This is a genomic window from Limnovirga soli, from assembly GCF_013106755.1.
Classification (GTDB): domain Bacteria; phylum Bacteroidota; class Bacteroidia; order Chitinophagales; family Chitinophagaceae; genus Limnovirga; species Limnovirga soli.
On the sequence record NZ_WHPF01000007.1, the window covers coordinates 223643 to 249893 of the forward strand.

Annotated in this window: 20 protein-coding genes; 15 read left to right on the forward strand and 5 right to left on the reverse strand. The window is 38.0% G+C overall.

All coding sequences use genetic code 11. The features are described 5' to 3' along the window. Nucleotides 1–57 precede the first annotated feature (57 nt). The 15 genes from GD597_RS11590 to GD597_RS11660 all read left to right on the forward strand — a co-directional run bounded on the left by GD597_RS11590 (nt 58) and on the right by GD597_RS11660 (nt 20728). Nucleotides 58–375, forward strand: a complete 318-nt coding sequence (locus GD597_RS11590) for a hypothetical protein (RefSeq protein WP_171608021.1) — start codon at nt 58–60, stop codon at nt 373–375. Between the two features lie 313 nt (nt 376–688). Continuing rightward, on the forward strand, nt 689–4216 hold the full coding sequence (locus tag GD597_RS11595) for a T9SS type A sorting domain-containing protein (protein WP_171608022.1): 3528 nt from the start codon (nt 689–691) through the stop codon (nt 4214–4216). A 216-nt stretch (nt 4217–4432) separates the two neighbouring features. Continuing rightward, complete coding sequence (locus GD597_RS11600; RefSeq protein ID WP_171608023.1) at nt 4433–5362, forward strand: ribonuclease E inhibitor RraB; 930 nt, start codon at nt 4433–4435, stop codon at nt 5360–5362. 248 nt (nt 5363–5610) lie between these two features. After that, entirely contained in the window at nt 5611–6108 is a 498-nt protein-coding gene (locus tag GD597_RS11605) for a hypothetical protein (RefSeq protein ID WP_171608024.1), read from the forward strand. 136 nt (nt 6109–6244) lie between these two features. Then, nucleotides 6245–6763, forward strand: a complete 519-nt coding sequence (locus tag GD597_RS11610; protein ID WP_171608025.1) for a hypothetical protein — start codon at nt 6245–6247, stop codon at nt 6761–6763. Nucleotides 6764–6840: 77 nt separating this feature from the next. Next, nucleotides 6841–7110, forward strand: a complete 270-nt coding sequence (locus GD597_RS11615) for a hypothetical protein (RefSeq protein ID WP_171608026.1) — start codon at nt 6841–6843, stop codon at nt 7108–7110. 160 nt (nt 7111–7270) lie between these two features. After that, nucleotides 7271–7678 carry a DUF1801 domain-containing protein gene (locus tag GD597_RS11620; RefSeq protein WP_171608027.1) on the forward strand — a complete coding sequence of 136 codons (408 nt, stop codon included), beginning with the start codon at nt 7271–7273 and terminating at the stop codon, nt 7676–7678. A 195-nt stretch (nt 7679–7873) separates the two neighbouring features. Then, nucleotides 7874–8569 carry a CPBP family intramembrane glutamic endopeptidase gene (locus GD597_RS11625; RefSeq protein WP_171608028.1) on the forward strand — a complete coding sequence of 232 codons (696 nt, stop codon included), beginning with the start codon at nt 7874–7876 and terminating at the stop codon, nt 8567–8569. A gap of 474 nt (nt 8570–9043) precedes the next feature. Further along, nucleotides 9044–9793, forward strand: a complete 750-nt coding sequence (locus GD597_RS11630) for a hypothetical protein (RefSeq protein ID WP_171608029.1) — start codon at nt 9044–9046, stop codon at nt 9791–9793. A gap of 31 nt (nt 9794–9824) precedes the next feature. Continuing rightward, a complete protein-coding gene (locus tag GD597_RS11635; protein ID WP_171608030.1) occupies nt 9825–12602 on the forward strand; it encodes a TonB-dependent receptor in 2778 nt (925 codons plus the stop codon). Nucleotides 12603–12613: 11 nt separating this feature from the next. After that, a complete protein-coding gene (locus tag GD597_RS11640) occupies nt 12614–13765 on the forward strand; it encodes a DUF4249 domain-containing protein (protein WP_171608031.1) in 1152 nt (383 codons plus the stop codon). Nucleotides 13766–14052: 287 nt separating this feature from the next. Next, nucleotides 14053–16458 carry a hypothetical protein gene (locus GD597_RS11645; protein WP_171608032.1) on the forward strand — a complete coding sequence of 802 codons (2406 nt, stop codon included), beginning with the start codon at nt 14053–14055 and terminating at the stop codon, nt 16456–16458. A 110-nt stretch (nt 16459–16568) separates the two neighbouring features. After that, nucleotides 16569–17345 (forward strand): enoyl-CoA hydratase/isomerase family protein, encoded by a 777-nt coding sequence (locus tag GD597_RS11650; RefSeq protein WP_171608033.1) that lies wholly within the window; start codon nt 16569–16571, stop codon nt 17343–17345. Between the two features lie 15 nt (nt 17346–17360). Continuing rightward, nucleotides 17361–18014, forward strand: coding sequence for a DNA-3-methyladenine glycosylase family protein (locus GD597_RS11655; protein WP_171608034.1), 654 nt, complete (start codon nt 17361–17363; stop codon nt 18012–18014). Between the two features lie 449 nt (nt 18015–18463). Then, nucleotides 18464–20728 carry a RelA/SpoT family protein gene (locus tag GD597_RS11660; RefSeq protein ID WP_171608035.1) on the forward strand — a complete coding sequence of 755 codons (2265 nt, stop codon included), beginning with the start codon at nt 18464–18466 and terminating at the stop codon, nt 20726–20728. A gap of 134 nt (nt 20729–20862) precedes the next feature. Here GD597_RS11660 and GD597_RS11665 read toward each other — a convergent pair whose 3' ends face one another. The 5 genes from GD597_RS11665 to GD597_RS11685 form a co-directional block, all read right to left on the reverse strand. After that, on the reverse strand, nt 20863–21747 hold the full coding sequence (locus GD597_RS11665; RefSeq protein ID WP_171608036.1) for an NAD kinase: 885 nt from the start codon (nt 21745–21747) through the stop codon (nt 20863–20865). A gap of 99 nt (nt 21748–21846) precedes the next feature. After that, entirely contained in the window at nt 21847–23307 is a 1461-nt protein-coding gene (locus GD597_RS11670) for a POTRA domain-containing protein (protein ID WP_171608037.1), read from the reverse strand. Between the two features lie 123 nt (nt 23308–23430). Next, entirely contained in the window at nt 23431–24090 is a 660-nt protein-coding gene (locus GD597_RS11675; RefSeq protein ID WP_171608038.1) for a CBS domain-containing protein, read from the reverse strand. A gap of 33 nt (nt 24091–24123) precedes the next feature. Beyond that, nucleotides 24124–24903, reverse strand: coding sequence for an alpha/beta fold hydrolase (locus tag GD597_RS11680; protein WP_171608039.1), 780 nt, complete (start codon nt 24901–24903; stop codon nt 24124–24126). Nucleotides 24904–25123: 220 nt separating this feature from the next. Further along, nucleotides 25124–25921: an FkbM family methyltransferase gene (locus GD597_RS11685; RefSeq protein WP_171608040.1), complete on the reverse strand. Its 798-nt coding sequence runs from the start codon at nt 25919–25921 to the stop codon at nt 25124–25126. Nucleotides 25922–26251 lie beyond the last annotated feature (330 nt).

A 26251-nucleotide genomic window follows, 5' to 3' on the forward strand; every position in this document is an offset into this window, starting at 1 on the left:
ATGAATTCCAGCTCTGCAGCAAGCCCTACCAGTTGCACGCTATTTAAATGACACTTCATGAGTTACGATATTTTTCTCTACAAATCGAAAATTGGTCGACCGGACGAAGATGAAGCAGAGGCTGTAGTTGGAGCAGACACTGATAAGTGGGCTGAAAAAGAAACCAACCCTCAAATAAAACTCTCTATCGTAAAAGCACTGACAGAAAATAATCCTAGGCTTCAAGCTTTTGATTTTCATTATGGGGACATTTCAAAGCTTTCCGTTGAGACAATTGATGAAGAAAAAAGTAAGTTTGACCATATAGAAATAAATACGGTAAGCTTCTTTCAAGATTGTACGACCTTGTATTCTCTTCTGATGATGTATGTTTAGTATAACCTTCGATGTATACGATCAACTCATAAGAATATTAAGCAGTATAATCCAACCTTATTGCTCTCATTGATAATTTGGGGTATTTTAGATTGATATCAAATTATTCAGCCCTCGATCATTCCCTTTATCATTTATAAACGTGGCAAAATGTGTACGTTCTTGCCTTATCGTGGTATATTCTCGATTGTAATCAAATAACTTATACAGCTAACGCTTTCATCGGATATTTCATCAGATGCTCTTAAGTCGGACACCTATTATTTGGTTCAATTAAAAATGAAAATTATATTTGATTTTAACTCTGAAATTTATGAATCCCTTACTACGCATTTTTGCCTCCTTCACCTGTTTGTTATCTTTCGCTTTGGCCAAGGCTCAAACTTTGGAAGCAGGTTATATAGCTACAGACGGTACTGTATTTTCAACGGCTCAAAAAGGTGATACACTTTTCATAGGAGGCAACTTTCAAAATGCAGGCTACAGCCACAAACAATTGGCGAGGTTTCCATTTAAAACAAATGATCCCGAAAAAGTTTTCCCTGAATTTGTAGGAAAAATTTCCACTATGGAACCTGATGGAGAAGGAGGGTTTTATATATGTGGAAGGATTACGAATTATAATGGCAGACCCATTAATTCACTGGTAATACATATAAATTCAGATTTTAGCCTTGACACTTCTTTCAAGGAAATTATTACTAATGAAACTGAAGTAATTGCTTATACGGCAAGAAAAAAAGACAATCGGTTATATATCTGTGGGTCCTTTCAAAATGTGAATAATACTTTCAGCCCCTATCTGGTTGTTTTAAATGCTCAAAGTGGAGAATATATTAACTGGGAGCACGACGTTCCTTCTTCTGCTGTTCAACAAATCGAGTTGACAGATTCCCTGTTAATAATAAAAGGTGGTGTAACAAATCTTGGCGGTTATTACATACCCGGAAACTTTGCTGCAATTAATCTTCAGACAGGAAAAACAGTTAAAGATTTTCCAATAGTTAATCAACCTGTAACAACCATGACTTTTGACAAGACAACATTGTTTTTAGGCGGCACTTTTACTGAGATTGGATTAAATACAACATATCTTGCAAAACTTCCAAATGGTATAACCATACCCGATATTAATTTCCCAAATACTGATGGTTTCGTAAACGCAATTGTTCAGGATAAATCAGGAGGCTATTTTATAGCTGGATCTTTCAATCATATAGGCACCCATCCCGTGACAAATTTCGCCCATCTTTCGGCAAATGGAAAAATCGATACATCTCTCAATTTACATATAGACGGAAGTGTTGGCGGACTATTATTTGACAACGACACTTTATACTTGTTTGGGATGTTTTCAGAAGTTAATGGAATTCAAAGAAATAAAATCGCTTCTATTGACCTAACTACAAACGAGCTTACAAATTGGAATCCTGCTATAAACGGCTATGTATCTACCATTTCACTGATCAACAATCAGATTCATATCGGTGGAAATTTTAGTCAGGTCAACAATACTACCCGAAATTATCTTGCTGCTATAACAAAAAATAATGAAGTAACAGATTGGATTCCTAAATGTAATGGCCCGGTAAATCAAATCGTTTCGAACACTACAAGTACCTCCATTTTTTTAATGGGAAGCTTTTCAAGAGTTGGAAGTCAAAATCATCCCTATATAGCAAAAGTAAATGCAACAGATGGTGCAGCTTTTCCTTGGAGACCAGCACCAGATAATCAAGTCAATACAATCCTTTTAAAAAACAATCTATTGTATATTGGCGGTATTTTTAAGAATGTAAGTGGTCAACCCAGACAGTATATGGCCGCATTAGATACATTAACTGATGCACCGGCTAATATTTTGTTGGATACTGACGATTGGGTATTTACACTACATGAGGCGAATGAAAAACTATATATTGGTGGCGCATTTAATACCATCAGCGGAATAAGCCGTCCGAATTTAGCTGCTATTAATATTGCCAATAATAGTGTTGACCTTTGGAATCCTATGCCAAATGACTATGTTGGAAGTATTTATGTATCTCCATTTGACAGCGCGATTATTTTATGTGGTGGATTTTCTATGATCAGTAGCACAAAAAGAAATTATCTGGCTTCTGTTGATGTAAAAACCAAGCAAATAACAAATTGGAATCCGCTCATTGAGTGGAGTAGTATGTATTCAATAATTGATATTCTTCATTATAAAAATGAAACATTTATAGGAGGGAGTTTCGTATATACTAACGGTGGCGAATATTATGAGAAAATTCTTTCAGTGTCCGATTCTTCATTTAAGGTTAACCGAACTTTTCAATATGCTCCTTTTAATGAAAATATGAAAAGGCTAACCGTCTATGATAATATGCTATTTGTTTGTGGCGATTTTGAGTACGTTGTAGAAAGGGTAACAGGACGTGCGAAAAAAGCTTATTACATGATTCCATTTAAGCTAAGCAATAATAAAGCTGTATTCGAAACATACAGGGCTAATGGACCCGTATATGATATGAAAGAAGACAGCAATAAAGGTCTTCTAATTGCAGGCACCTTCTCGTTTGTAAATGCGGCTCCAAGAAATAGCCTTGCTGCAATTAGTCTTTCTTCAAAGACATTACTAAACTGGGATGCTCAATTAAGTGGTTCTAACCCTATAGTAAACGCGTTAGCTGTGAAAGACTCAATACTGTACGCAGGGGGATTTTTTAGAAAAGTGGGAACAGATGCAAGAAGTAATCTTGCGGCTATAAACGTTAGAACAGCCAAAGCAACAGGATGGATAATGAATGCAAATAATGCCATCAGAAAATTAGTATTAAATGATACTACGCTTTATATCAGTGGCGATTTTTCTAAAATAGGATTTCTAAAAAGAAATTATGTAGCTGCAGCATCTGTAAAAAGCAATGGTACTTTAACTGAATGGAACCCTTCGCCGGATTATGTTGTTTATGCTATTGTACCTGTAGGTGACAGTATTTATCTCGGTGGTATATTCAATACAATTAAAGGTGTCCAGCAACCATACCTTGCAAAAACTGATGCCAGATTTGGTAATCTTTCTCCTTGGAAGCCCGACATTAATGGAGGTGTGATGAGTATGACAGCAGGAGACAATTCACTATTCATAGCTGGTTTATTCACAAAGGTTCAGGGAAAAACACGTTATAGTATTGCTTCTCTGAATCTATCAGATCATTCGCTTACTACATTCGTTCCTCATCCCATCTACGGCTATCCAACTTACAATGGGTCTATATATAGTTTGGTTTTATGGAACAATCAACTATTAATAGGGTCAGCAAGTATGATGTCTATGAATGGCATTCCAAGTGGAAGACTTGCCAGTGTTGATACTGCGACAGGAGAAGCAAGCAATTTCAATCCACAGCCCGATAATGCTGTTCAAACAATTTCAGTCAGTGGCAATCTGTTAATCACCGGCGGCGAATGGAATTATTTAGGAAATAATATTTCTTCATCAAAGCTTGCATTTTATTCTTTACCAATTCTTCAAACACCTTTACAGCGAAGTGAAAACAAAAAATCTATAGAAGCCGTAAACAATTTTACCAATAATATAAACTCAAAGGGTTCATCATGGAATACAGTAGTAAGTCCTAACCCCTCTGCTTCAAATGCAACACTTTTTGTATATGGACAGTTGACCAATTATTCCGTTCAGATTCGGGATATAACCGGAAAAGTAATTTGGCAAAAGACAGGTATTTCTGATCAAAGATTAGTTTTACCGGTTCAGGAGTTTGCTACAGGTTTATATTTCGTAACAGTAAGTGATGGCAAAAATGTACAAACCAGCAAGTTTATGGTTAAGTAAGTATTAGAAGAGTGTGTTTAAATGCTTTGGTAATTTTTTTGTACCCAACATAGTATTATTCTTCAACTTCCGTTGCTTAGCACACTTGTGCTCTATAACTTGCGGAGACTGGGAAGTATGATTTTATTGGGCTTCGGTTCCGGGCTGACAATTATTAAATTCCAGCACAGCAGCAAGCCCTACTGTTGTGTGTAATGCCACTGCAACCCTTTACTTATGACACGATTATTAAATATTTTACTATTAACCTTTTTATTTTCATCTTGTTCAGGTCAGACAACAGACAAACAAAACAATTCCATAATGGCGAAAAGATTTTTTACAGAAGAAGATTTTAATAAACAGTATGGCAAAGAAATGGTAAGTGCTGTGACAGTTTATGAACGAATGACCAAAAATGGCTTTAAGGATAATGCCTTGGCAACTTTTGACTTTGACTTCGTTTCCGACAAAAAGGAAAAACTTGATTCGTTAAGTAAATTTCTAAACGACAACTATCATTACAAACTAAAGGCTGTTAAAAAGCAAGATGGACAATGGATGTTGGAAGGTGAAGCAATTGAACTCCCATACACAGAAGACAATTTAATGTTTTGGGCAATTGACCTTTATTGCAAAGGTTACGAGTTTGACTGCCAACTAAATGGCTACGGAGCATTGACAGACCCCAAAAATATAACCTATTTAGATTTGAAAAAGGACTCCGCTGAATCATTTCATAAAAAAGGTATAGACGCTATCAACAAAAGAGATTTTGGAGCAGCAATAATTTATTTTACAATAGCACTTGAAATAGACCCTAAAAAAGCTAAAACTTGGCAAGCCAGAGGATATTGCAAAGACGAAATATATATTTGGAAAGCAGCAAGAAGAGACTATGAAAAAGCATTGGAAATTGAACCAAACAATGTGGACGCATTATTAATTTTAGCGACTAACAAGGACAATGCAGGCGAACACAAAGAGGCATTAATAGATTACGACAAGGTATTGAAACTTGAACCTGAAAATGATTTAGCTTATTTCAATAGAGGTAACACAAAATTAAGTTTAGGCGACAAAAAAGGTGCTTGTGCAGACTGGACAAAAGCTAAATCGTTAGGTTCTCCTTATGCACAAGATAGACTTGATGCAGATTGCAAGTAAAGGCACTACACACAAAATGGGGTTTCCTGCAAGTCTGGCGGGAAGTTGGAGCAATCGGCTGCATATCGCTGTTGTGCTTCATCTGGGCTGGTCAAACATTGTTGAGCTTTTGTTTGTTAACTTGTACTTTTATATCTTTAATCAGCAGCGGTTCCGGGCAGGACTAGCATCTATCCCAGCCCAGCAAGCAAGCCCTACCAGTTGCCTGCTACCTTTAAATTACGCAGACCTATCCGTAAATTTGACAAATGATAATTAGAGGACAGTTTAAAACTTTTGGCTTTAGGTTTTCTTTGATTGCAGTTATAGGTGGACTGATCTCACTAATTTATTTCATTTTGTTCGGTGTAGGCAATACTCCAATTGCAGCACAATTCTTTTTGTACTTTGTTTTAATTCTCTTGCTTTCTATTTATGGCAAACTTTTGTATGACGCTAATCTTATATCAATTAACACAAAAGACAAAACGGTAACTTTTGTAAACATATTTACCAGAAATAGTTCAAAATATAATTACAGTGACTTTGATGGAAAGCTTGTTTGGTATGAACCAATTAGGGGTGGATATGTTAGAAATTTTTATTTTATTCAGAACAAAAAGGCGGTAAAGAAAATATCTGGATTTATTTACTCAAACCAAAACGATTTGGAAGAAGAATTGATTGATATTAAAGATTTCGGGACGACTAAATACTCGTACTTAAAATCGTGGAAGGTATTTTTCAGTATTCCAATTATTGACTAAGGCAGCAGGCAACATTGGTATTGCTGCAAGTGGGGCTGATCGTTGAAACGTCGGCTGTTTGCATCGCTGTACTATTATTGGGGCGGTGGAGTTTAAATTTGGATGGGACGCCGAAGCAACTTAAAAGTAATTCAAAATGAAAATGGAATTATCAATAATTGCCCTGCTTTTTTCGATGCTGACTTATGGTCAAGCAACGAAGGAAATCGATTTTAATAACGTAGATGGTTTGACAATTGCGGATTCAGCTATCTGGAAAAATATTGTAGGTGGTATTTACATAAGCAATGGGTTTACAGGCTATAAGTTTCAGCTTGATTCAAATATGACATTTCACAAAATTGACTTTGGTTGTATGGCAAGTTTCAAGGTAGACAGTGGTTCGTGGTCAATTAAAAATAATCATACCCTTGTTCTACAATCAAACAAAGAGACACTATATTTTGATGTAGTTAAGTTTGACAATTTCTACTTTTTTATTTTACCAGAACAAAGGCAAAAATTCATAAATGATGTAGAGACTACAAGGGTGAAATTTAAGAAGGCAAAGCCGTTTACAATTGACGGAAAAGCGTATTCAGTGAACTATATGATTGGCTACGCCTTAGTTGAAAAATATTATGCAAAAGAAATCGGGGATATTGCCGGCATATAACAGAAAGGTTTACTGCTATACTCGCTAACGGAAAATTGTAACCTTCCCCGAATAAAAAAATAATAAATTAGCAGACAATGAAAATAGGAGAATGGATAACTTCATTTTTAGCCTGGACTCAAATTGTAGCTTCACCATTTATCATTGGGGCTATAGTTGGGTTCATTGTGTACATAAAATATCCTACAACCAAAGGGCTTGTTATAGGAATTTTTATTTCGGCTTTGGGTTTAATTATAGGAGTAGTCATTGCTTCAAGAATTGCGAAAAAGCATAGCACGGTTGATTTCATTTCGAGTGTTACCGCATCACCAGAACTGGATAACTTAGATAAGGAGGAGAATTAACGTCAGCCAAAATAAGGCTCGGGTAATTAGGGAATAATATGAAAGAATTGGCAAAAAGGGCAATCCAAGTTGTATATTCAGTGGACGAGTTTCAAATCAGCAATTTCAAAACCTTTGACCCGTTAATATCAATCACTTAAAATTTCAAAAATATTACAACATGTCCATTCCAGCATTTATAGCGGCCCAGCCGGCAGAAAGGCAAGCGGTATTAACACAGCTGCATGATATTATTATTCAATATGACAAAACGGTAACCCCGGTTATTGCACCAATGATGGGGAAGGAAATGATAATTTATAATGCACCGGGGATTTTTAAATATGCGCTTTCGAGTGTAAAAAAACATATGTCCCTGCACGTATTACCCATGTATGGTTCACCGGTTATTTATGAAAAATATAAAGCTTTACTAAAAGATGCCAGTTTTCAAAAAGGCTGTATAAATTTCAAAAACCAACAGGAAATGCCATTAGCCATTGTAAAGGATTTGATTACCGAATGTGCTGCAATTGACTTGCTGGCTATAAGAGAAAAATATCTTGCGGGTAAAGCCAAAAAAGCCTGATTTGATTGGCAGTTGCACACCAACCAGCATGGATGTGTTTTTATGTTTCAATTGATTTGATTGATACAGCATAAAATAGCTTTCGCATATTTTACCTACTGCAGCGGGATTTTTTTAAAAAATAGGTGGATATTGTCTCCAAGTTTGGTTTGTACAAAACATGGCTGTATTTACCCAAAGTTTTAAAATGATAACATGTTACAACTAATTGTGCTGCTAGCCATTTCCTGGTTGCTTATATGGTTTTTTCAAAAGGGTAATTTATCGGTGTTGGGCTTAATACCTACCAAAAGCAGGATGAAATATTTTGCTGTGTTTTTTATTGTGTCTGCCCTGGCTGCTGCTTCAGCTTTTCTGTTAAGAATGTATTTTGCCAAAGAAACCTACACTTTTGCCAACGCATTAACAACCAATGCTATTTTACTTGAAATTTGGTATCAGTGTAGAACAGTACTCACCGAAGAATTGCTTTGCCGGGGTGTATTATTATATATGCTAATTAAAAAAGCAGGGCAAACAAAAGCGGTTATAATTTCATCTGTGGTATTTGCTGTTTTGCATTGGATAAATGCAGGGGTTTGGGGCAATATAACACAAATGATGATTGTGTTTGGTTTTACATTTGCCATGGGGCTTTTACTGGCTTTTGCGTATGCCAGAACATTTTCTTTGCTGATACCTTTTGCCATTCATTTTGGCTGGAACCTGGTACAAAACTATATTTTCCCTGATACTGCATCAGGTAATCATATTTTTATATTGGCGGCCCCGCCACCTACAGTTACCATTTCTTATCTGGCTTTTTTTACCATGTTATTACTTCCCAAGATGGCTGTGTTGGTAATCAATTTTATAATTGTAAAACAACACAAACAAGTTGAAATGCCATAGCTGGTATTGAGAAATGCCAGATTGGTAAATGTTACCGATAATACCCTTTTACACCATTTTGTAGCCCAACTACAATAGCCGGTTTTATTTTCATGAATTTATTTGTAGAAAGTTTCGCTCCGGAAAAGGTTGAATAAAATCAAATAAAAAAATACATCAAACAACGATTTGATGTTGTGCTTTGTCACATTACGAAATAGTAATTTGCTTACATCTGAGCTAAGATAAAAGCTGCATACTGTTCCCAAACGTACAAGAGTGCGACGCAAGTAAAGCTGCTTAATGGTGTTTTGCTGGGTCAAAAATCTCCACTCATCATTTTTTGGGATAAATTTTAGTTGGTATTATTTTAAGTGTTTAGATTACACCTTATATGCACAGCGCAATTGCCTGAACATTTTTGCGTTTATTATCTGGCTTTGGCCAGCACAAACAGATATTGCATTTTCAAATAAAGATTATAACAAATTGCCGATGAGATATAGTTTATTAACCCGGATGCTAATATTAAGTTGTATTGTTTTGTTTACCTCCCGGTTGGTGGCACAAACGCCAGCCATTGATAGCTTGAATTACACAAAAGGCATACAGCAGGCGGTAGCATTGTACCAGCAATTTGTAGAGCCCTCTGCAGGCTTATATAACGGCAATGAATACATAGATTATAGCTTTACTATTGAAAAGGGAAGCCCCTTTTTTATGTTGGATGCATTTACTCCGGGTACCGTATTGTACGATGGTGTAGTATACGATAAAGTGCCCATGCAATATGATATGGTAGAGGGTAAACTGGTAGTGAAAGACCCCTACGGCATTTATAAATTTGCTTTGATAAACGAACGGGTAAGTGCTTTTTCGCTGATGGGGCACCAGTTTGTACGATTGGTGGAACCTACCTCGGGCAAATCGGTAATTACTACCGGGTTTTATGATGTTTTATACGATGGAAATGTTCAACTGTATAAAAGTGAGAAAAGAAAGATTGAGGAAACCATTAGCATTTCTGAAGGGATTAAAAGAAATGTGGTAGGTGCTGCCTATTTCTATTTGAGAAAGGATAATAACTTTTATGAGATAAATAATAAATCTGCTTTATTGTCGCTGTTTCAAAATAAAAAGAAGGATGTGCAGCAATTTATTAGGAAAAACAAACTGGATTTGCGCAAAGACAGGGACAATGCCTATACCCGTATTGCGGCCTATTATGATTCTATAAACAGGTAATACATTACATCATTGTACAATAATTAGCCTAATGAAACTATGTCGGTTTTTATATTTTGCCTTTGCATTATTACTGTTTTCTTTAACAGGGCAGGCGCAAACCAGTAATGCCCCTTTAATAAGTGGCCACTTTACGCAGGTAAAACTGGCGCAGTTACTGGAGCAACTTGAAAAGCAAAGCGGGTACCGTTTTTATTATGATACCCTTCAGTTTGACTCGTTGAAAATTGATTTGGAAGTAAAAGACCAAACACTGCAAGCCGTGTTGGAAAAGGTTTTTAAAAATACCGGCATTAATTACGCTATTGACCAGCAAAAAAATGTTTTTATAAGCAAAGGCGTAGTTGTGCAAACCGCATTACCGGGTGGTTATTTTGGCAATACCGGCGAAAAACGCAAAGACACCCTGATAGTTAACACAGAAGTTGAGGACAGAAAGGATGAAACTGTAAACCCAAATATTGCGTTACTGGAAAATAAACTGTTTACTATTGGCGAAGTAAATTCGGCCAATACCGGCGGCATTACTGTAGCCGGATATGTACGGGATGCCAAAACAGGTGAACCGGTTATTGGCGCATCTGTATATATAGAAAATCCCCGTATTGGAGTTTTTACCGATCAGTATGGTTATTATTCCATCAATTTGCCAAAGGGCCGACATACACTGCTGGTGCAAAGTATTGGCATGCGGGATACCAAAAGGCTATTACTGGTACAAGGCGATGGAAAACTAAATATTGAAACCCAATCCGAAGTGCTGGCTTTAAAGCGGGTAATAGTTTCTGCCGAAAAAGCAAGTAATATTAAAAGCCTGCAAATGGGGGTGCAGCGCATAGATATTAAAACCATTAAACAGGTGCCTGTTGCATTTGGTGAGGCGGATGTGTTAAAAGTGGTACTTACCATGCCTGGTGTAAAATCAGTTGGGGAAGCCAGTACGGGGCTAAATGTAAGGGGTGGTTCTGCCGACCAAAACCTGATACTTTTTAATGATGCTACCATTTATAATCCATCGCATTTCTTTGGTATGTTCTCGGCGTTTAACCCCGAAGTAGTAAAAGATGTTGAGTTATATAAAAGTAGTATACCTGCCAAATACGGTGGCCGCTTATCCTCTGTACTGGACATCAATAGCCGTGAGGGAAATAAAAAAAATATCAGCGGCTCTGCAGGTGTGGGTTTATTAACCAGCCGTATTAATGTAGAAGGACCATTGATAAAAGACAGGTCCTCATTTATTATTGGGGCAAGAACCACTTATGCCAATTGGCTATTAAACCTGTTGCCCGACCAATACAAAAACAGCAAAGCAGGTTTTTATGATATTAATTTGAATATTAACCACCAGATCAATAAGAAAAACACCTTATACCTAACCGGCTATTTAAGCAATGACCGTTTTAACCTGAATAGTGATACAGCCTATAATTATGGCAATAAAAATATATCGGTAAAGTGGAAACATATTTTTAATAACAGGATGTATGCTTTGGCAACTGTTGGGTATGATCATTACCAGTATAGTATTAGCAGTGAGAAAAATCCGGTAAATGCCTATAAACTTGGTTTTGATATTAACCAGGCCTATTTTAAAACCCATTTCAATTATAATATCAATTCCAAACATACCATGGAGTTTGGGGTAAACAGTATTTTTTATAAACTGCACCCCGGCAGTTATGGGCCAACCGGCAAAGAATCAATAGTGGTAAAGGAAACCATGCAGGCAGAACAGGCTTTGGAAACTGCACTTTATATCAGCGATAAATATACTGTTACACCCGATCTTTCTTTTGAAGGTGGTTTGCGGTATTCCATGTATAATTTCTTTGGTCCTTATAACCTGAATAATTATGCGCCTGGTTTACCAAAAACCGAGGATAATTTATTGGGTACCACACCATATGAAAAGGGCAAAATCCTCAATACCTATTCGGGGCCCGAAATAAGGTTATCGGGCAGGTTTGCTTTATCTACTACAGCATCTATAAAAGCCGGATATAACACACAGCGGCAGTACATCCATTTGTTGTCAAATACCGCAGCCATGGCGCCTACAGATATCTGGAAACTAAGCGACCCCAATATAAAACCGCAATATGGCGATCAGATTTCGCTGGGCTTTTACAAAAACTTTAAATCAAATACCATTGAAACATCGGTGGAGGTATACTATAAACGAATAAAGGACTATCTGGATTATAAAAGCGGGGCGGTATTAATTCTAAACCAGCATATTGAAACAGATGTAGTAAATACTCAGGGTAAAGCTTATGGGGTAGAGCTGCTTATTAAAAAGCTAACCGGCAAATTCAATGGCTGGATAAGTTATACCTATTCCCGTACCCAGCTAAAAATGGACGATCCTACCGCAGGCGATTTTATTAATCAGGGCAAATATTATCCTGCCAATTACGATAAGCCAAACGATTTTACATTTATTGGTAACTACAAGTTTTCACACAGGTTCAGCGTTTCATTAAATACCAATTATAGTACGGGCAGGCCTATTACATTGCCAATTGGCAGATTCTATTATGCCGGTGCCGAAAGAACCCTGTATGCAGATAGAAACGCGTACCGTATTCCCGATTATTTCCGCACTGATTTTTCCATGAACATAGAGGGCAACCATAAAATTCATCAAAAAACACATAACTCCTTTTCTATAGGTGTATACAATTTACTGGGTAGAAAAAACCCTTACTCGGTATACTATGTTTCCGAGAATGGAGTAGTAAACGGGTACAAGCTGTCCATATTTGGCAGCCCTATTCCTTATATCAATTTTAATATCAGGTTCTAACAGCATATAATATGAAAAAAATACTTTGCTTTCTTATTCCACTGGCTTTTGCAATTAGTTGTAAAGAAGCCTATAATGTTCCATCACCATCGCCGCCAACCGGGTATTTGGTGGTTGAAGGTTTTATTAATAGCGGTGATGGCCCAACAGTTATTACCTTATCTCGTACAACCAAATTGTACGATTCGGTAGATATTGTTTACGAGTACCGTGCTCAGGTAAGTATCGAGGGAGAAAACAGCGAAACCTTTGCACTTTCCGAAACAGGAAACGGCACCTATACTTCCGAGCAGCTATCCTTAAATAGTAATGAGAAATACCGCATTCATATCAGAACCCAGGATGGTAAAGAATACCAGTCAGATTTTGCTGCCGTAAAATCTACCCCTCCCATTGATAGCATCAGTTGGAAAAGGGAAAACGGTGTAGGCATTTATATCAACACACACGATCCGCTAAACAATACCCGCTATTATCAATGGAAATACGAAGAAACCTGGGAGTTTCATGCTGCATTCCCCAGTTCATTAAAATATAGCCTTGATGAAACCCAGCATCCGTATGCGGTGGAATACCGGTTGCCAACACAAGGAACAGATACCTTAATTTATAAATGCTATCAAAACATCAACTCCACCAGCATTACACTCGGCTCATCAGAGAAGCTGGCTGAGGATAAAATATTTCTGCCACTTTTGCATATCGACCCTGGTACAGAACAGATAAGTGTATTGTACAGTATTCATGTAAGGCAATATGCACTAAGCCGCCAGGCCTATCTGTTTTTTGATAAAATAAAAAAGAACACCGAAGGGCTAGGTTCTATATTCGATGCGCAACCATCCGATCTGCAGGGCAATGTACACTGCATCAGCAACCCATCTGAAATAGTTGTGGGTTTTGTAGAAGTATCTCAGGAACAGGATAAGCGCATTTTTATTTCAAGAGACCAGGTGCCCGATTGGGGTTATGCTACCGGCTGTGTAGAAATTGCATTAGATAATAATAAAGACAGTATTCATAAATATGGCGAGGATCTGATGCCCACTATGCCTATCAAAATAGGGCCATTCAATTCCATCGTTACTTTTCATGCGGCACCAAGAATATGTGTGGATTGTACTTTGCGGGGTAGCAATAAACGTCCCGCATTCTGGCCGTAGTAATAAAAGGAAAGTATGGGCCCGGCTAAAGGGAAATATGGCATCCAGGTTGCGTCGCACAGCTTGTACACCATAACCAATAGCAACAAAATTTTGATAGAAAATATAGAGTGTAACACCAAAGCAGCTTAGCTATTAATAAGGCAACTACAACAAAAAGCAGAAGCTGCCAGGCGTTATACAGATGAAAGGATTGCGACGCAAGGAAAGATGACATAATAACTATAGCTGGTATTAAAACGGTTAACAAATACCTGATACTATTCATGGCAATAATTTTTAAAAGAATGTTTACATTAATCAAACGGCAAACACATACCTGCATACTATTAGTGCTTTCAGCATTAGTTTTTACAACAAACAATGTTGCAGCACAGGAAAATACAGCCGATATACCAGTACTGTTTAACCAGTATCAGCAAAACAATATTCAGGAGAAAATATTTGTACATACCGACAAAAGTTTTTACGTAGCCGGTGAAATAATCTGGTTTAAAATATATGCGGTAGATGCTGTTTTTAATAAGCCCATTAACATAAGTAAAGTTGCTTATGTAGAAATACTGGATGCAGCCAATAAGCCTTTATTACAAGCCAAAATTGCCCTTCAAAACGGGCTGGGAAGCGGCTCTCTTTATATACCTTTTACTGCCAATTCGGGCAATTTTACCTTACGTGCCTATACCAACTGGATGAAAAATTTTGGTGCCGAATATTTTTTTCAAAAAGCTGTTACCATTGTTAATACCCAAAAAAATGCAGTACCTTCAACGGCTGTAAGTGATAATAAAAAAGATATTCAATTCTTCCCCGAAGGCGGCAACCTGGTAGATGGCATAGAAAGTAAACTGGCATACAAAGCCGTAGATGCCCATGGTAAAGGACTTGCATTTACAGCAACATTAATAGATAATACTGATACCATTACCCAGTTTGCACCATCGCATAATGGTATGGGTAGCATTACCATTATACCCCGAAGCAACCATAGTTATAAAGCCATATTTAGTTTTGCCGATGGCCAAAAAATAAGCAAGTCCTTACCAGAAGTATATACATCGGGTTATGTATTAAGTGTAAAAGACTCAGGGGCCGGCAAGCTTAGCATAACAGTACAAACCAATATAGCAACTGCCACCAATATATTTTTACTGGTACATACCAATGGGGCAATAAAAACGGCAACAGGTGGTATATTACTTAATGGCGCAGTAAATTTTCTTATAGACAAAACTGCATTGGGTAATGGCATTTCGCATATAACCGTATTTAACAGCAAAAGACAGCCGGTATGCGAACGCTTATACTTTAAGAAACCGGCCCAGCAATTACAACTCGGGTTAAATACGGATAAAACTTCCTATTCGCTACGGACTAAAGTAAACATGAATCTGGAAGCTATGAATGCCAGTGCCGCAAAGGATGATACTGCCAGTTTATCTATGGCAGTATATCGGGTAGATTCTTTACAATCAACGAATGGTGCAACAATAGATAATTACCTTTTATTGGGCGCCGAAATAAAAGGTTATATAGAAGATCCGCAATATTATTTTGCCAGCAGCGATGCTACTGCAACCGCCGCTTTAGATAACCTGATGCTTACCAATGGATGGCGCAGATTTAAGTGGGAAAATATATTGCAGCCTACAAAACCATTATTTGCTTATGTGCCCGAATATAATGGCCATATTATAACCGGTAAAGTAATCAATACCAATACGGGTAATGTACAAAAAGATGCAGAGGTATTTCTTTCGGTACCCGGCATAAGAACGCAGTTTGTGCCGGCAAGAAGTGATGCTGCCGGCAATGTACAATTTGAATTGAAAAATATGTATGGCTCGGCAGATATTATTGTACAACCTGATACACAGCTGGATAGCATGTATAGGGTAGATATTAATAATCCTTTTTTTGCAGGTTTCTCCGGCACTCCTGTTCCTGCATTTCAATTACCTGTAAGTACTGCCAATACCTTGCTGGAAAACAGCATAAGTATGCAGGTGCAAAATATTTTTGCGGCCAAAAAATTAAAGCAGTTTACCTTTCCTGCAATTGATACCACTGCTTTTTACTTACACCCCGATGCCAGTTATTTGTTGGATGATTATACCCGATTTACCACACTGGAAGAAGTGTTACGAGAATATGTAACCCTGGTAAATGTTGCCAAAAGAGAGGGCAAAAACCATTTGCCGGTATACAACTCTTCCACCAAGCTGTTGTTTAATAACGATCCGCTTTTACTGGTGGATGGGATGCCTGTTTTTGATATGGATAAATTTTTAAAATTCGACCCGCTGAAATTAAAAAAGCTGGAAGTAATAAATAAAAGATACATCTTGGGCGGCTCCAGTTTTAGTGGCATACTCAACTGGCAAACCTATGGTGGCGATCTGGGTGGCTTTCCCCTAGATCCACATGCCGTGGTAGTAGACTATGATGGGCTGCAACTGGAAAGAGAATTTTATGCACCCGCCTATACTACCGAAGCCGAACAATCCGGTCATTTGCCTGATTTTAGAAATGTGTTGCAGTGGATGCCTGCTATCAATATCCCTGTTAATGGCAAGCAAGCCCTTGGTTTTTATACATCAGATTTGCCAGGTAAATATGCTGCGGTAATACAGGGTATTTCTACCAATGGTTTATGCGGCAGTAAAGTGATATATTTTGATGTAAAAAAATAAGTACCCTCAATACAAGCGATTTTACTTTCCGTTTTTTACAAACCACCAACGCAAATGCTGGCTGTCGCCGGTATAATTGCTGTAGTTTTACAGGTAAATAACCAAACCATATGGCACCCGAATCTAAAGATGGATATGTTCATATAGAAAGAGCGCATCATATTGCCACCATCAGTTTTTTTCATCCGCAAAGCAATTCTTTACCCGCTGCCTTATTGCAGCAGCTGGCTTTTTCTATAGAAGAAGAAGGAGAAAATATAGATAGTCATGTTATTATCCTGCGCTCAGCAGGCGAAAAAGTTTTTTGTGCCGGTGCTTCATTTACCGAACTGCTGGCCATTGAAACCGAGGAACAGGGTGTAGCATTTTTTAGTGGTTTTGCCCGTGTTATTAATGCCATGCGTACATGCCCTAAACTTATTATTGCCCGTATACAAGGTAAATGTGTAGGCGGCGGTGTAGGCCTTGCAGCCGCCGCAGATTATGCCATTGCTGTAGAAGGGGCACAGGTAAAATTAAGTGAACTCGCTGTTGGCATTGGTCCATTTGTAGTAGGTCCTGCGGTTGAAAGAAAAATGGGCACTTCTGCATTTACACAACTGGCTATTGATGCTGCTATGTGGCGCCCCGCCGATTGGGCGCGACGTAAAGGCCTGTACGCCGAATTGCATAACGATATGGCCGGTATGGATGATAGTATTACCCGCCTTGCCACTTCGCTTGCTGCCTCTAATCCGCAAGCCATGCAGGAGCTAAAAAAAGTGTTTTGGAAAGGAACAGAAGATTGGGATACCTTGCTGCCGGAGCGGGCTGCCATCAGCGGCAGACTGGTGTTAAGCAGCTATACCAAAGCCTTTATCAAAAAGTTTAAAGAACAGCAATCTTAATCCGCAGTCTTTAACATGAAACATCATGTTATCAATACATTTGATACCAGTAATTTTCATATGCTTTGCAATGCACTTGCAAAGAAGGATGCAACATTGCAGGCGGTATTGGATGCGTATGGCTATCCGCCATTATGGAGCAGACAGCCCAATTTTGCTACCCTTATACATATTATTTTAGAGCAACAGGTTTCACTCGCCTCGGCCAAAGCTGCTTTTGTACAATTGCGCAATACATTGGGCACCATTACCCCGCAGCAACTGTTGTTATTAAGCGATGAGGAATTAAAAGCCTGTTATTTTAGCAGGCAGAAAATAGTGTATGCACGCCATCTTTCACAGGCGGTAATAGAAGGCCAACTGGTAATAGAACAACTGGAACATTTACCCAATCAAAAAGTGCAGGAAGTTTTATTAAAAATTAAAGGCATCGGCCTTTGGACTGCAGACGTTTTTATGATGATGTGCCTGCATCGTTGCGATTGTTTTCCACTGGGCGATATTGCATTAATTAAAAGTGTAAAAGAAGTAAAGGATTTACCCGCCACCACCTCAAAAGAACAAATAGAACTGCTTGCCCAAAAATGGAAACCCTATAGAACCATTGCCGCTTTTATGTTGTGGCATGCCTACCTGCAAAAGCGAAATATTGTTTATCAACAACCGTGATGATGATTGGCCGGGCAATAGCAAAGCAGCAGGTATACTTGCGTCGCACTCTTGTACTTTCTGTTCATTGCGGGGCAAATTTTTGGTTTGCAAAATGAAATACTACTCATGCAATATTCCCTTTTTAACCCAAATCTTGTAATTACTTGATTTGGCTGTTTAAAGCTGATGTATTTGCTGCCGCACAAGTGTGCGACGCAAGAAAAGATGCCATCAAGTATTTTGCCAGTCCCAAAAAATGCTAAAGTACAATTTGGGTGCTCATCAATATTATTATAACCGTACAATCAACTTCAATATCATTCTATAATTATTCGAATTAAACCTGCCAGCTTTAGCCAAATAAGCAACAAATAACTATTGTAAAAAATAATCAAATGCTGCATTAATGTGTTATACTAATTGTTAAGGCAGGTAAAATATATTTGCTTTTGCGTAAATTCGTTTATATGGATCAGGAGCAGGCAGTTATATCAGATAATATTCTTCCAAAATATACGCTTAACGAAGAGCAGGAACGTAAGGAAATTCTGCGCCAGTATCGTGCCCTGCTGCGTAGCCTGCGTGTTAAGTTAAAACGCGGCGATAAAGAACTGGTGCGTACCGCTTTTGAAATGGCTGTTGATGCGCATAAAACCATGCGCCGGAAAAGCGGCGAGCCTTATATCCTGCACCCATTAGCAGTAGCCAGCATTTGTGTAGAAGAAATTGGCCTTGGTGTACGTTCTACTATTTGCGCCTTATTGCACGATACTGTTGAAGATACCGATATTACCCTGGAAGACATTGAAAGGGAATTTGGTAGCGAGATTGCCAGAATTGTAGACGGACTTACCAAAATATCTACCGTAATAGATACCAATACCAGTCAGCAGGCCGAGAATTTTAAAAAGATATTATTAACCCTAACCGATGACCCAAGGGTAATACTAATAAAACTGGCCGACAGGCTGCATAATATGCGTACCATGGATTACATGAAACGCGAAAAGCAGTTAAAAATTAGTAGCGAAACGGTGTGGGTATATGCACCACTGGCGCATCGTATGGGTTTGTATAATATCAAAACCGAATTGGAAGACCTCTCCATGAAATACATGGAGCCCGAAGCCTATAAAGATATTGCCCGCAAACTATCCGAAACCAAAAGAGAGCGCAGCCGTTATATAAACGAATTTATAAAGCCATTAAAGGAAAAGCTGGAAGCTACCGGTTTTAATTTTGAAATTTATGGCCGTCCCAAAAGCATACATTCTATCTGGAATAAAATAAAAAAGAAGGGTGTGGCTTTTGATGAAGTATATGATTTATTTGCCATCAGGGTAATTCTAAATTCACCACCCGAAAAAGAAAAGGAAGAATGCTGGAAAGTATATTCCATGATTACAGATGAATATACCCCATCACCGGAAAGATTAAGAGATTGGCTAAGTAACCCCAAGAGCAATGGTTACGAAGCCTTGCATACCACTGTAATGGGCCCGCAGGGGCGTTGGGTAGAAGTGCAAATACGCACCAAGCGTATGAACGAAATTGCCGAAAAAGGGCTGGCCGCACATTATAAATACAAAGAGGGTAGTAACGATGAGGACCGCTTTGATAAATGGTTTGGGCAAATAAGGGAAGTCATCAGTAGTCAGGATACCGATAGCGTAGATTTTCTGCAGGATTTTAAAACCAGTTTTCTGGCCGAGGAGATATATGTTTACACTCCCAAGGGAGATGTAAAAATGCTGCCTGTAGGTTCTACTGCACTTGACTTTGCCTTCTCTATTCACTCCGCCATTGGTAGTAAATGTATTGGTGCCAAAGTAAACCATAAGCTGGTACCTATTAGCCATAAACTACGTAGTGGAGACCAGATAGAAATTATCAGTAGCAACAAACAGAAGCCTACTGAGGACTGGCTGAATTATGTAGTTACCGCCAAAGCCAAAAGCAAAATAAAAGATGCTCTAAAAGAGGAGAAACGCCGCATTGCAGATGATGGTAAATATACCGTGCAGAAAAAGCTGGAAGGTATGGGCGCTGCCTATAACCAGCATAATATAGATGAACTGGTAACTTATTATAAAGTATTATCGCAGCTGGATTTATTTTATAATATTGCCACCAAACTAATAGACCTAAAAGAGCTGAAAGAGTTTCATGTGCTGGGCGATAAACTGGAGGCACCCAAACCTATAAAACCTGCACAGGAACACAAACCCGAATACGATCCCAAGCTGGCGCATATACCCAAAAAAGATTCTGAGTTAATTATTTTTGGAGAAAGCAGCGATAAGATTATGTACAACCTGGCCAAATGCTGCAACCCCATACCCGGAGATGCTGTTTTTGGTTTTGTAACCACGGGTAAAGGATTAACCATACATCGTACAAATTGTCCCAATGCCACCCAAATGATGGCCAATTACGGGCATCGTATTGTAAAAACCAAATGGGCCAAAAACAACGAAATATCCTTCCTTACAGGATTGAAAATTATAGGTATGGATGATGTTGGCGTCATCAACAAAATAACCAATGTAATCAGTGGCGAAATGCGGGTAAATATTTCCGCCCTAACCATAGAAAGTGGCGAAGGTATTTTTGATGGTACCGTAAAAGTATTTGTACACGATAAAGAAGAGCTCGAAGAATTAATTATACGTCTAAAACAACTCAACGGCATACAAAGCGTAAACCGGCTGGATACAGAAGAATTAGCATAAAGCAATTGTATGGGCCTGGCTAAACAATAAATGCAGCTTTACTTGCGTCGCACTCTTGTGCGGCAACAACCATAGCAGCAAACAAGCAACAGGAGTTGATGCGATTTAAATCTACAGCCAATATCCATTAATTATTATACAGAAAGACTGTTACGTTTATCCATACCCCAGCGTAATTTGGTACGCAGTGTTGAGAGAAAATTATTCTCGTTAAGACGTAATAAACTAATGGTAAATTTTTCTTTTTTTATGGCCAGCTGAATGTCTTTATCTACAATTTCGCGGCGTGCATCCATGGCACATATAAACTGATCAGTACGTCCTTCAATTTCAAACGAAATAATATTGCTGTCGGGCACCACAATAGGCCGCATACTTAAGTTGTGGGGGGCCACCGGAGTAATTACAAAGCTGGAAGAATCGGGGAAAACAATCGGGCCGTTACAACTCATATTATAACCGGTAGAACCTGTTGGTGTGGCTACAATTACGCCATCGCACCAATAAGTATTTAGAAACTCGCCATTTAAATACGTGTGAATTTTAATCATGGGCGAAATATCCCTTTTATGTATGGCAAATTCATTTAATGCAAATGGTGTTTCGCCAAAAAGGGGTATACTCGAATCCAGGTGAATAAGGGTTCTTTTGTCTACAACATAAGTGCCATTCACCAATGCATCTACGGCCACAGTAAGCTCGTCTTTACCAATGCCGGCCAGAAAGCCCAGTCGGCCAAAATTTATACCAAGTATGGGAATATTTTTATCGCGTACCAGGGTTACACAATCCAGTATTGTGCCATCGCCACCCAAACTTATCAGGCAGTCTACACTATCATCCAGTTCAAATGAATTAGAGAAGATAGAAATGCCTTCGCTATCTACATCCAGATTATAAGCTGCAAGAGTTTGCAGCAATAGAATTTCTATATGGTATTTACGCAGTTCTTTTATAAGAATCAGGAGTTGGGTTTGCAGGTCTGGCTCTAACCCCCGGCTATAAATAGCAACTTTCATGTTTTATAATTAAAATGTATAAATGTTAAGCTATAGCACAACTTATGTTTTTTATAGAGAATAATGCATTTTTAAAACAGCGCTTGCTATTAGGTGGTTTTAAAAATCGGTTCGCACATGAAAAAATACACCATGTTCGCCCAACTGGTTAAAACTATATTCAAATTTAAACACAATATCGTATGAGGGAATAACCATATCCAGGCCCAGGCACTCGGTATACAAAAATTTATTGCTTAATAAATTATCGCCTGGTAATTTGTTGTAGGTGTAGCCCACATCAGCACCCGCTTTTACAAAGAAGCGGAATGGGATGGTAATTTCTTTTTTATAGCCAGGTGGTGTACGCAATTGCATGGCAAAAACTTCTTTTCGGATAGTTGTTCTGCCCATAATACCTGCAACACCATCAAAAACATAATATTCAAGGCCTCTTAAAAATGGCCCCCCATAGCTAAACAGCTGTTGGTTGATAAAAGGCTGATCGAACGGAAACTTTAGTACCCCTGCACTTTGTAATAACAGGCTAGTTTTTTTGGTTAAGGGTAAAGCCCAATTGGCCTGATATTGTAATTGAGTAAGATCCATTGCTTTAGTAATACCCCTGCGGGTAATACTCGCTTCACCAATAAAGCCTTTTATGGGGTAGGCATTATAATCGGTAAATGCATATTGAATAGAATAGGATAATTCAGGATAATTAATTGATTTTACTGCACCCGGCAAATAGTTGGGATTAAGTTTTACAACAGTATCGCCCACCTGGTTTTTTACATAGCTAAACCTGAAATTATGCCTGGTTTTAATGGCCGGCCGGTATAAGTAGGCTACTTCGGCTTTAAGGGTTTGTAATACAAATTTATCCTGTTTAAAAAAAGCCTGTTTGCTTAAACTGCTGGCATAATTTAATTCTCTCTGGCTGGAAAACAAAAAGGCCACACTATAGCCACTTTTAAGGGAGTTAAAGGCATATGGCTGTTCGTATTTTAATTGAACCTGGCGGCTATAGCCAGCAATTAGGTTTACTGCAAGTTTATCGTTACGCCCCGAAAAATTAAACTGCTGAAACTTAATCCCATAATTTACCCTGTTCAAGCTGGCTTTTTGTTCTACCCACCATTGGTTAAAATTGCGGTCAACCAGTTTAAAATAGGGCAATGGAAACAGGTACCACCTTTCTTTTACATCAACATTTATAAAAACCAGGCCACCTTGCTGGCTGTGCACGTAGATAAATACTTCTGTAAAAAGGGATGTATTGGTAACTTGCTGTTTGGCTAATTCCAATTTTTTTTCCAAATCACTCTTTGCTATATACTGGCCTTGTTTAAAGGGTAGTTCCCTTTCAATAATAAAAGGTTGCGTTTTTTTATTGCCGTGAATACTTATATCTGCAATTAATAAAAGTGAGGAATCTGTTGAACCTTGTAAAATGGCATCGAGTAGGGTATTGATAATACTAACAGAATCTTTTGATAACCCCGACTGGGTTTGTGCATTTACCAACAAACTAAACAAACACACCACACAAACCAATATCAGCCTTTTGCAATAGGTCATTATAAAATTTTCTTCAATAATTGGTGAGCGGTAAAAGTAGTTTATTGTGTTGTTTTCACGGTATTATATTGCTGTTTTAACAGTAACAGTCTTTTTTCTGGCTTAAATTCCTACATATAGTTGTTAAATATTCAGGTATGTCATCAGTAAATCGTAGTTCGATCTCAATTCATTTTCATAGTCTTCTTCGCCAAAATAATAGCGTATAATATATTCATACCGTTGCAGGGTAGCAATCACATCAGAGATAGTGACTTTATTTATTTTAATGGTTACAATAAGCAGGCCTGTATCACTTTCGGTACAGGTATTCATTTGGGTAATGATGGCATTATTGGTTTCAATAAGCCTGCTTAGTTCGCCAAATGAAAAGTTCCTGCGGTCTATTTCTAATACAATTATACCACCGGGTTCTTCCACATTAAAATAATTGGCCAATGTTCTAATCAGGATTTTCTGGGTAATTAATCCCGTAACTTCCCCTTCCTTATTAACGCTGGGCACTACAGAAACATCAAAACGACGGGCAATTTTTAAGGCAGTAGTAAAATGTTCTTCGGGCAAAACAGCAGCTACAATAAACTGGTCCTGCAAGGTGCCCAATGTTAGATGATCGTCTACATCCATTAAATCGTCTTTGGAAACAATGCCCACAAATTTATCCTGGGCTGTAACAGGCAAGTGTTGAATATCATAGTCTTCCATTAGCTGTAGGGCAAAAGAAACCTTATCTGTAACAGACAACAGGGGATAACCAGCTTCTATAATTTGAGCTACCAGCATGTACGATAGGATATTATTATTCCAATATAAACACTAAACAACTGTTGCAGCAGGGTGTTTAAGTTTGGTAAGGAATTGCTCTAAAATTTTATTAAACTCATCAGGTACTTCCATCATGGGAGCATGCCCGCAATTATCAATAAAAAATAATTCACTATGAGGGATGAGTGTATTAAATTCTTTGGCAACAAAAGGTGGAGTAATGGTATCATTATTACCCCATATAAGTAAGGTGGGCACTTTTATCTGGTTTAATTCTTCGCCCAGGTTATTGCGGATAGCGCTCTTAGCCAACGCAATAATTTTAATTACCTTAATGCGGTTATTACAAATATCATATACTTCATCTACCAGCTCTTTGGTGGCGGTTGCCGGGTTGTAAAAAGTAAGCTCAGTTTTGCGTCTTATATATTCATAGTCACCACGCTTTGGGTAACTATCGCCCATGCCATTTTCAAAAAGCCCTGAACTACCCGTTAAAATAAGCGATTTTATCCGCTCAGGATGTTTTAACACATGCACCAGCGATACATGCCCCCCAAGGGAATTTCCCATCAGGTGTATATCCTTATAATCCCTTAACTCAATAAATTTTTGAACATGTTTTTCCAATCCACCTACCGATGTGTGGAATAAATCCAAATCAAATAAGGGCAAGAGAGGAACTATTACCTTATACTTATGCCTGAAAAATTCAATAAGGTCCTTAAAGTTGCTTAATGCACCAAAAAGGCCGTGCAGCAATACCAAAGGTTCACCTTCGCCCTCTTCAATAAACTTAAATTTGTCTATTTGTTTAACCTCGTAATTCATCCGTTATTTTTTCCTGCAATAAAGAAAATGTATCAATCTGTACAAATATTATGAATTGAATTGAAATAACCTGATTATCTCCAATTTAATTGTTCTTGTACTTTATCTGCTAAAATACCCATTTTTAACCTAATTCCCTATTATTTAATGCCTTGAAAATGATCTGTTTCTAAATATAATTGGTTTAATCAATTACTTATTTTTAAAAACAGGTACCCATTTATGCAACTGTATTAATAAAGGGCTTTATCCTTTCCATTCGTTCCTGTGGCACAAAAAGCACATCCGAGCTGGCAATGGCTTCCAGGCTTAGCGTACTGCAATCATATAAGTTTAGCTTGTTTAACTGGTAGGCTTTATAGCCAAGACTGCTAAAATAATCCAGCATTACCGGCAACTGCTCACCCCAGGTTTCCAGCTGTACCAATGGTTTGTGTTTTTCTAAAACCGCCTTAATTTCCGGGAAAACAACCGTTTCATACCCTTCGATATCGCATTTTATATAATCCACCTGTTCTAAACCAGCAAACACTTCACTGCCTTTTTTAATATCACATTCAAAAATAAGCTGATTGCTGCTAATGGAATCATTGTTTAAAATGGTTACTGTACCATGCCTTAAATACTGCAAATGCTGCAATAAGGGTGGCATGCCCAGTTTTACAGGCCCTCCATTGGTATCGCCCAATGCAAAAGGGTAAACAGTAATATTCTTGGAGGCCGGCAGGGCTTTTATTAATAATTCTCGGTATGGTTTTACCGGTTCTACGCTATATAATTTGCCGCTTGTGCCAATAATCTTACTAAAAATAATACTAAAATAACCCAGGTTGGCGCCAATATCAATCACTGTATCAGTAGGTTGTACCAGGTTTTTTACAAAATAATGCCATTTATATTTTTCATCATTTTGCAAAGCCCCCGTTTTGTAACCAATAAAAAATACCTGTTGTAACAGGCGTAAATAATTATTTAACCCAAGTATTTTATATAACCAGGCTTTTATTGAATCTACCATACCACACTCTTTAGTAAAAAATTTCCCAAAGATGTAACAAAGCTGCTAACAATACCTAAGAATTTTGGTTGTTTGTTTAGGTTAGTCTGTAAATAGTTGGTTTTTATTGGGTGGCCGGGCTGCCGGTAAGAAATTAAGCTTTACTTGCGTCGCACACTTGTACGGTAGAAACAGTGGCAGCTTTAAGTAAATGGCAGTTATTTTAGTAAGTCATATAAACTGGGAAAAGTGTTAAACATATTACAGGAATCTGCCATGATTGTCTGTTGCCATACAAGCGGAACGATGAACGTAATGCGACGCAACAGGCGATGCTATTTGCACCTCAGC

Excerpts from the sequence above, each read along its gene's own strand:
- GD597_RS11675 (WP_171608038.1), bottom strand. The coding sequence starts at position 24,090 with ATGCTGGTAGCTCAAATTATAGAAGCTGGTTATCCCCTGTTGTCTGTT.
- GD597_RS11590 (WP_171608021.1), top strand. The coding sequence starts at position 58 with ATGAGTTACGATATTTTTCTCTACAAATCGAAAATTGGTCGACCGGAC.
- GD597_RS11630 (WP_171608029.1), top strand. The coding sequence starts at position 9,044 with ATGAGATATAGTTTATTAACCCGGATGCTAATATTAAGTTGTATTGTT.
- GD597_RS11600 (WP_171608023.1), top strand. The coding sequence starts at position 4,433 with ATGACACGATTATTAAATATTTTACTATTAACCTTTTTATTTTCATCT.
- GD597_RS11615 (WP_171608026.1), top strand. The coding sequence starts at position 6,841 with ATGAAAATAGGAGAATGGATAACTTCATTTTTAGCCTGGACTCAAATT.
- GD597_RS11660 (WP_171608035.1), top strand. The coding sequence starts at position 18,464 with ATGGATCAGGAGCAGGCAGTTATATCAGATAATATTCTTCCAAAATAT.
- GD597_RS11665 (WP_171608036.1), bottom strand. The coding sequence starts at position 21,747 with ATGAAAGTTGCTATTTATAGCCGGGGGTTAGAGCCAGACCTGCAAACC.
- GD597_RS11655 (WP_171608034.1), top strand. The coding sequence starts at position 17,361 with ATGAAACATCATGTTATCAATACATTTGATACCAGTAATTTTCATATG.
- GD597_RS11625 (WP_171608028.1), top strand. The coding sequence starts at position 7,874 with ATGTTACAACTAATTGTGCTGCTAGCCATTTCCTGGTTGCTTATATGG.
- GD597_RS11670 (WP_171608037.1), bottom strand. The coding sequence starts at position 23,307 with ATGACCTATTGCAAAAGGCTGATATTGGTTTGTGTGGTGTGTTTGTTT.
- GD597_RS11650 (WP_171608033.1), top strand. The coding sequence starts at position 16,569 with ATGGCACCCGAATCTAAAGATGGATATGTTCATATAGAAAGAGCGCAT.
- GD597_RS11605 (WP_171608024.1), top strand. The coding sequence starts at position 5,611 with ATGATAATTAGAGGACAGTTTAAAACTTTTGGCTTTAGGTTTTCTTTG.
- GD597_RS11680 (WP_171608039.1), bottom strand. The coding sequence starts at position 24,903 with ATGAATTACGAGGTTAAACAAATAGACAAATTTAAGTTTATTGAAGAG.
- GD597_RS11620 (WP_171608027.1), top strand. The coding sequence starts at position 7,271 with ATGTCCATTCCAGCATTTATAGCGGCCCAGCCGGCAGAAAGGCAAGCG.
- GD597_RS11635 (WP_171608030.1), top strand. The coding sequence starts at position 9,825 with ATGAAACTATGTCGGTTTTTATATTTTGCCTTTGCATTATTACTGTTT.
- GD597_RS11685 (WP_171608040.1), bottom strand. The coding sequence starts at position 25,921 with ATGGTAGATTCAATAAAAGCCTGGTTATATAAAATACTTGGGTTAAAT.
- GD597_RS11645 (WP_171608032.1), top strand. The coding sequence starts at position 14,053 with ATGTTTACATTAATCAAACGGCAAACACATACCTGCATACTATTAGTG.
- GD597_RS11595 (WP_171608022.1), top strand. The coding sequence starts at position 689 with ATGAATCCCTTACTACGCATTTTTGCCTCCTTCACCTGTTTGTTATCT.
- GD597_RS11610 (WP_171608025.1), top strand. The coding sequence starts at position 6,245 with ATGAAAATGGAATTATCAATAATTGCCCTGCTTTTTTCGATGCTGACT.
- GD597_RS11640 (WP_171608031.1), top strand. The coding sequence starts at position 12,614 with ATGAAAAAAATACTTTGCTTTCTTATTCCACTGGCTTTTGCAATTAGT.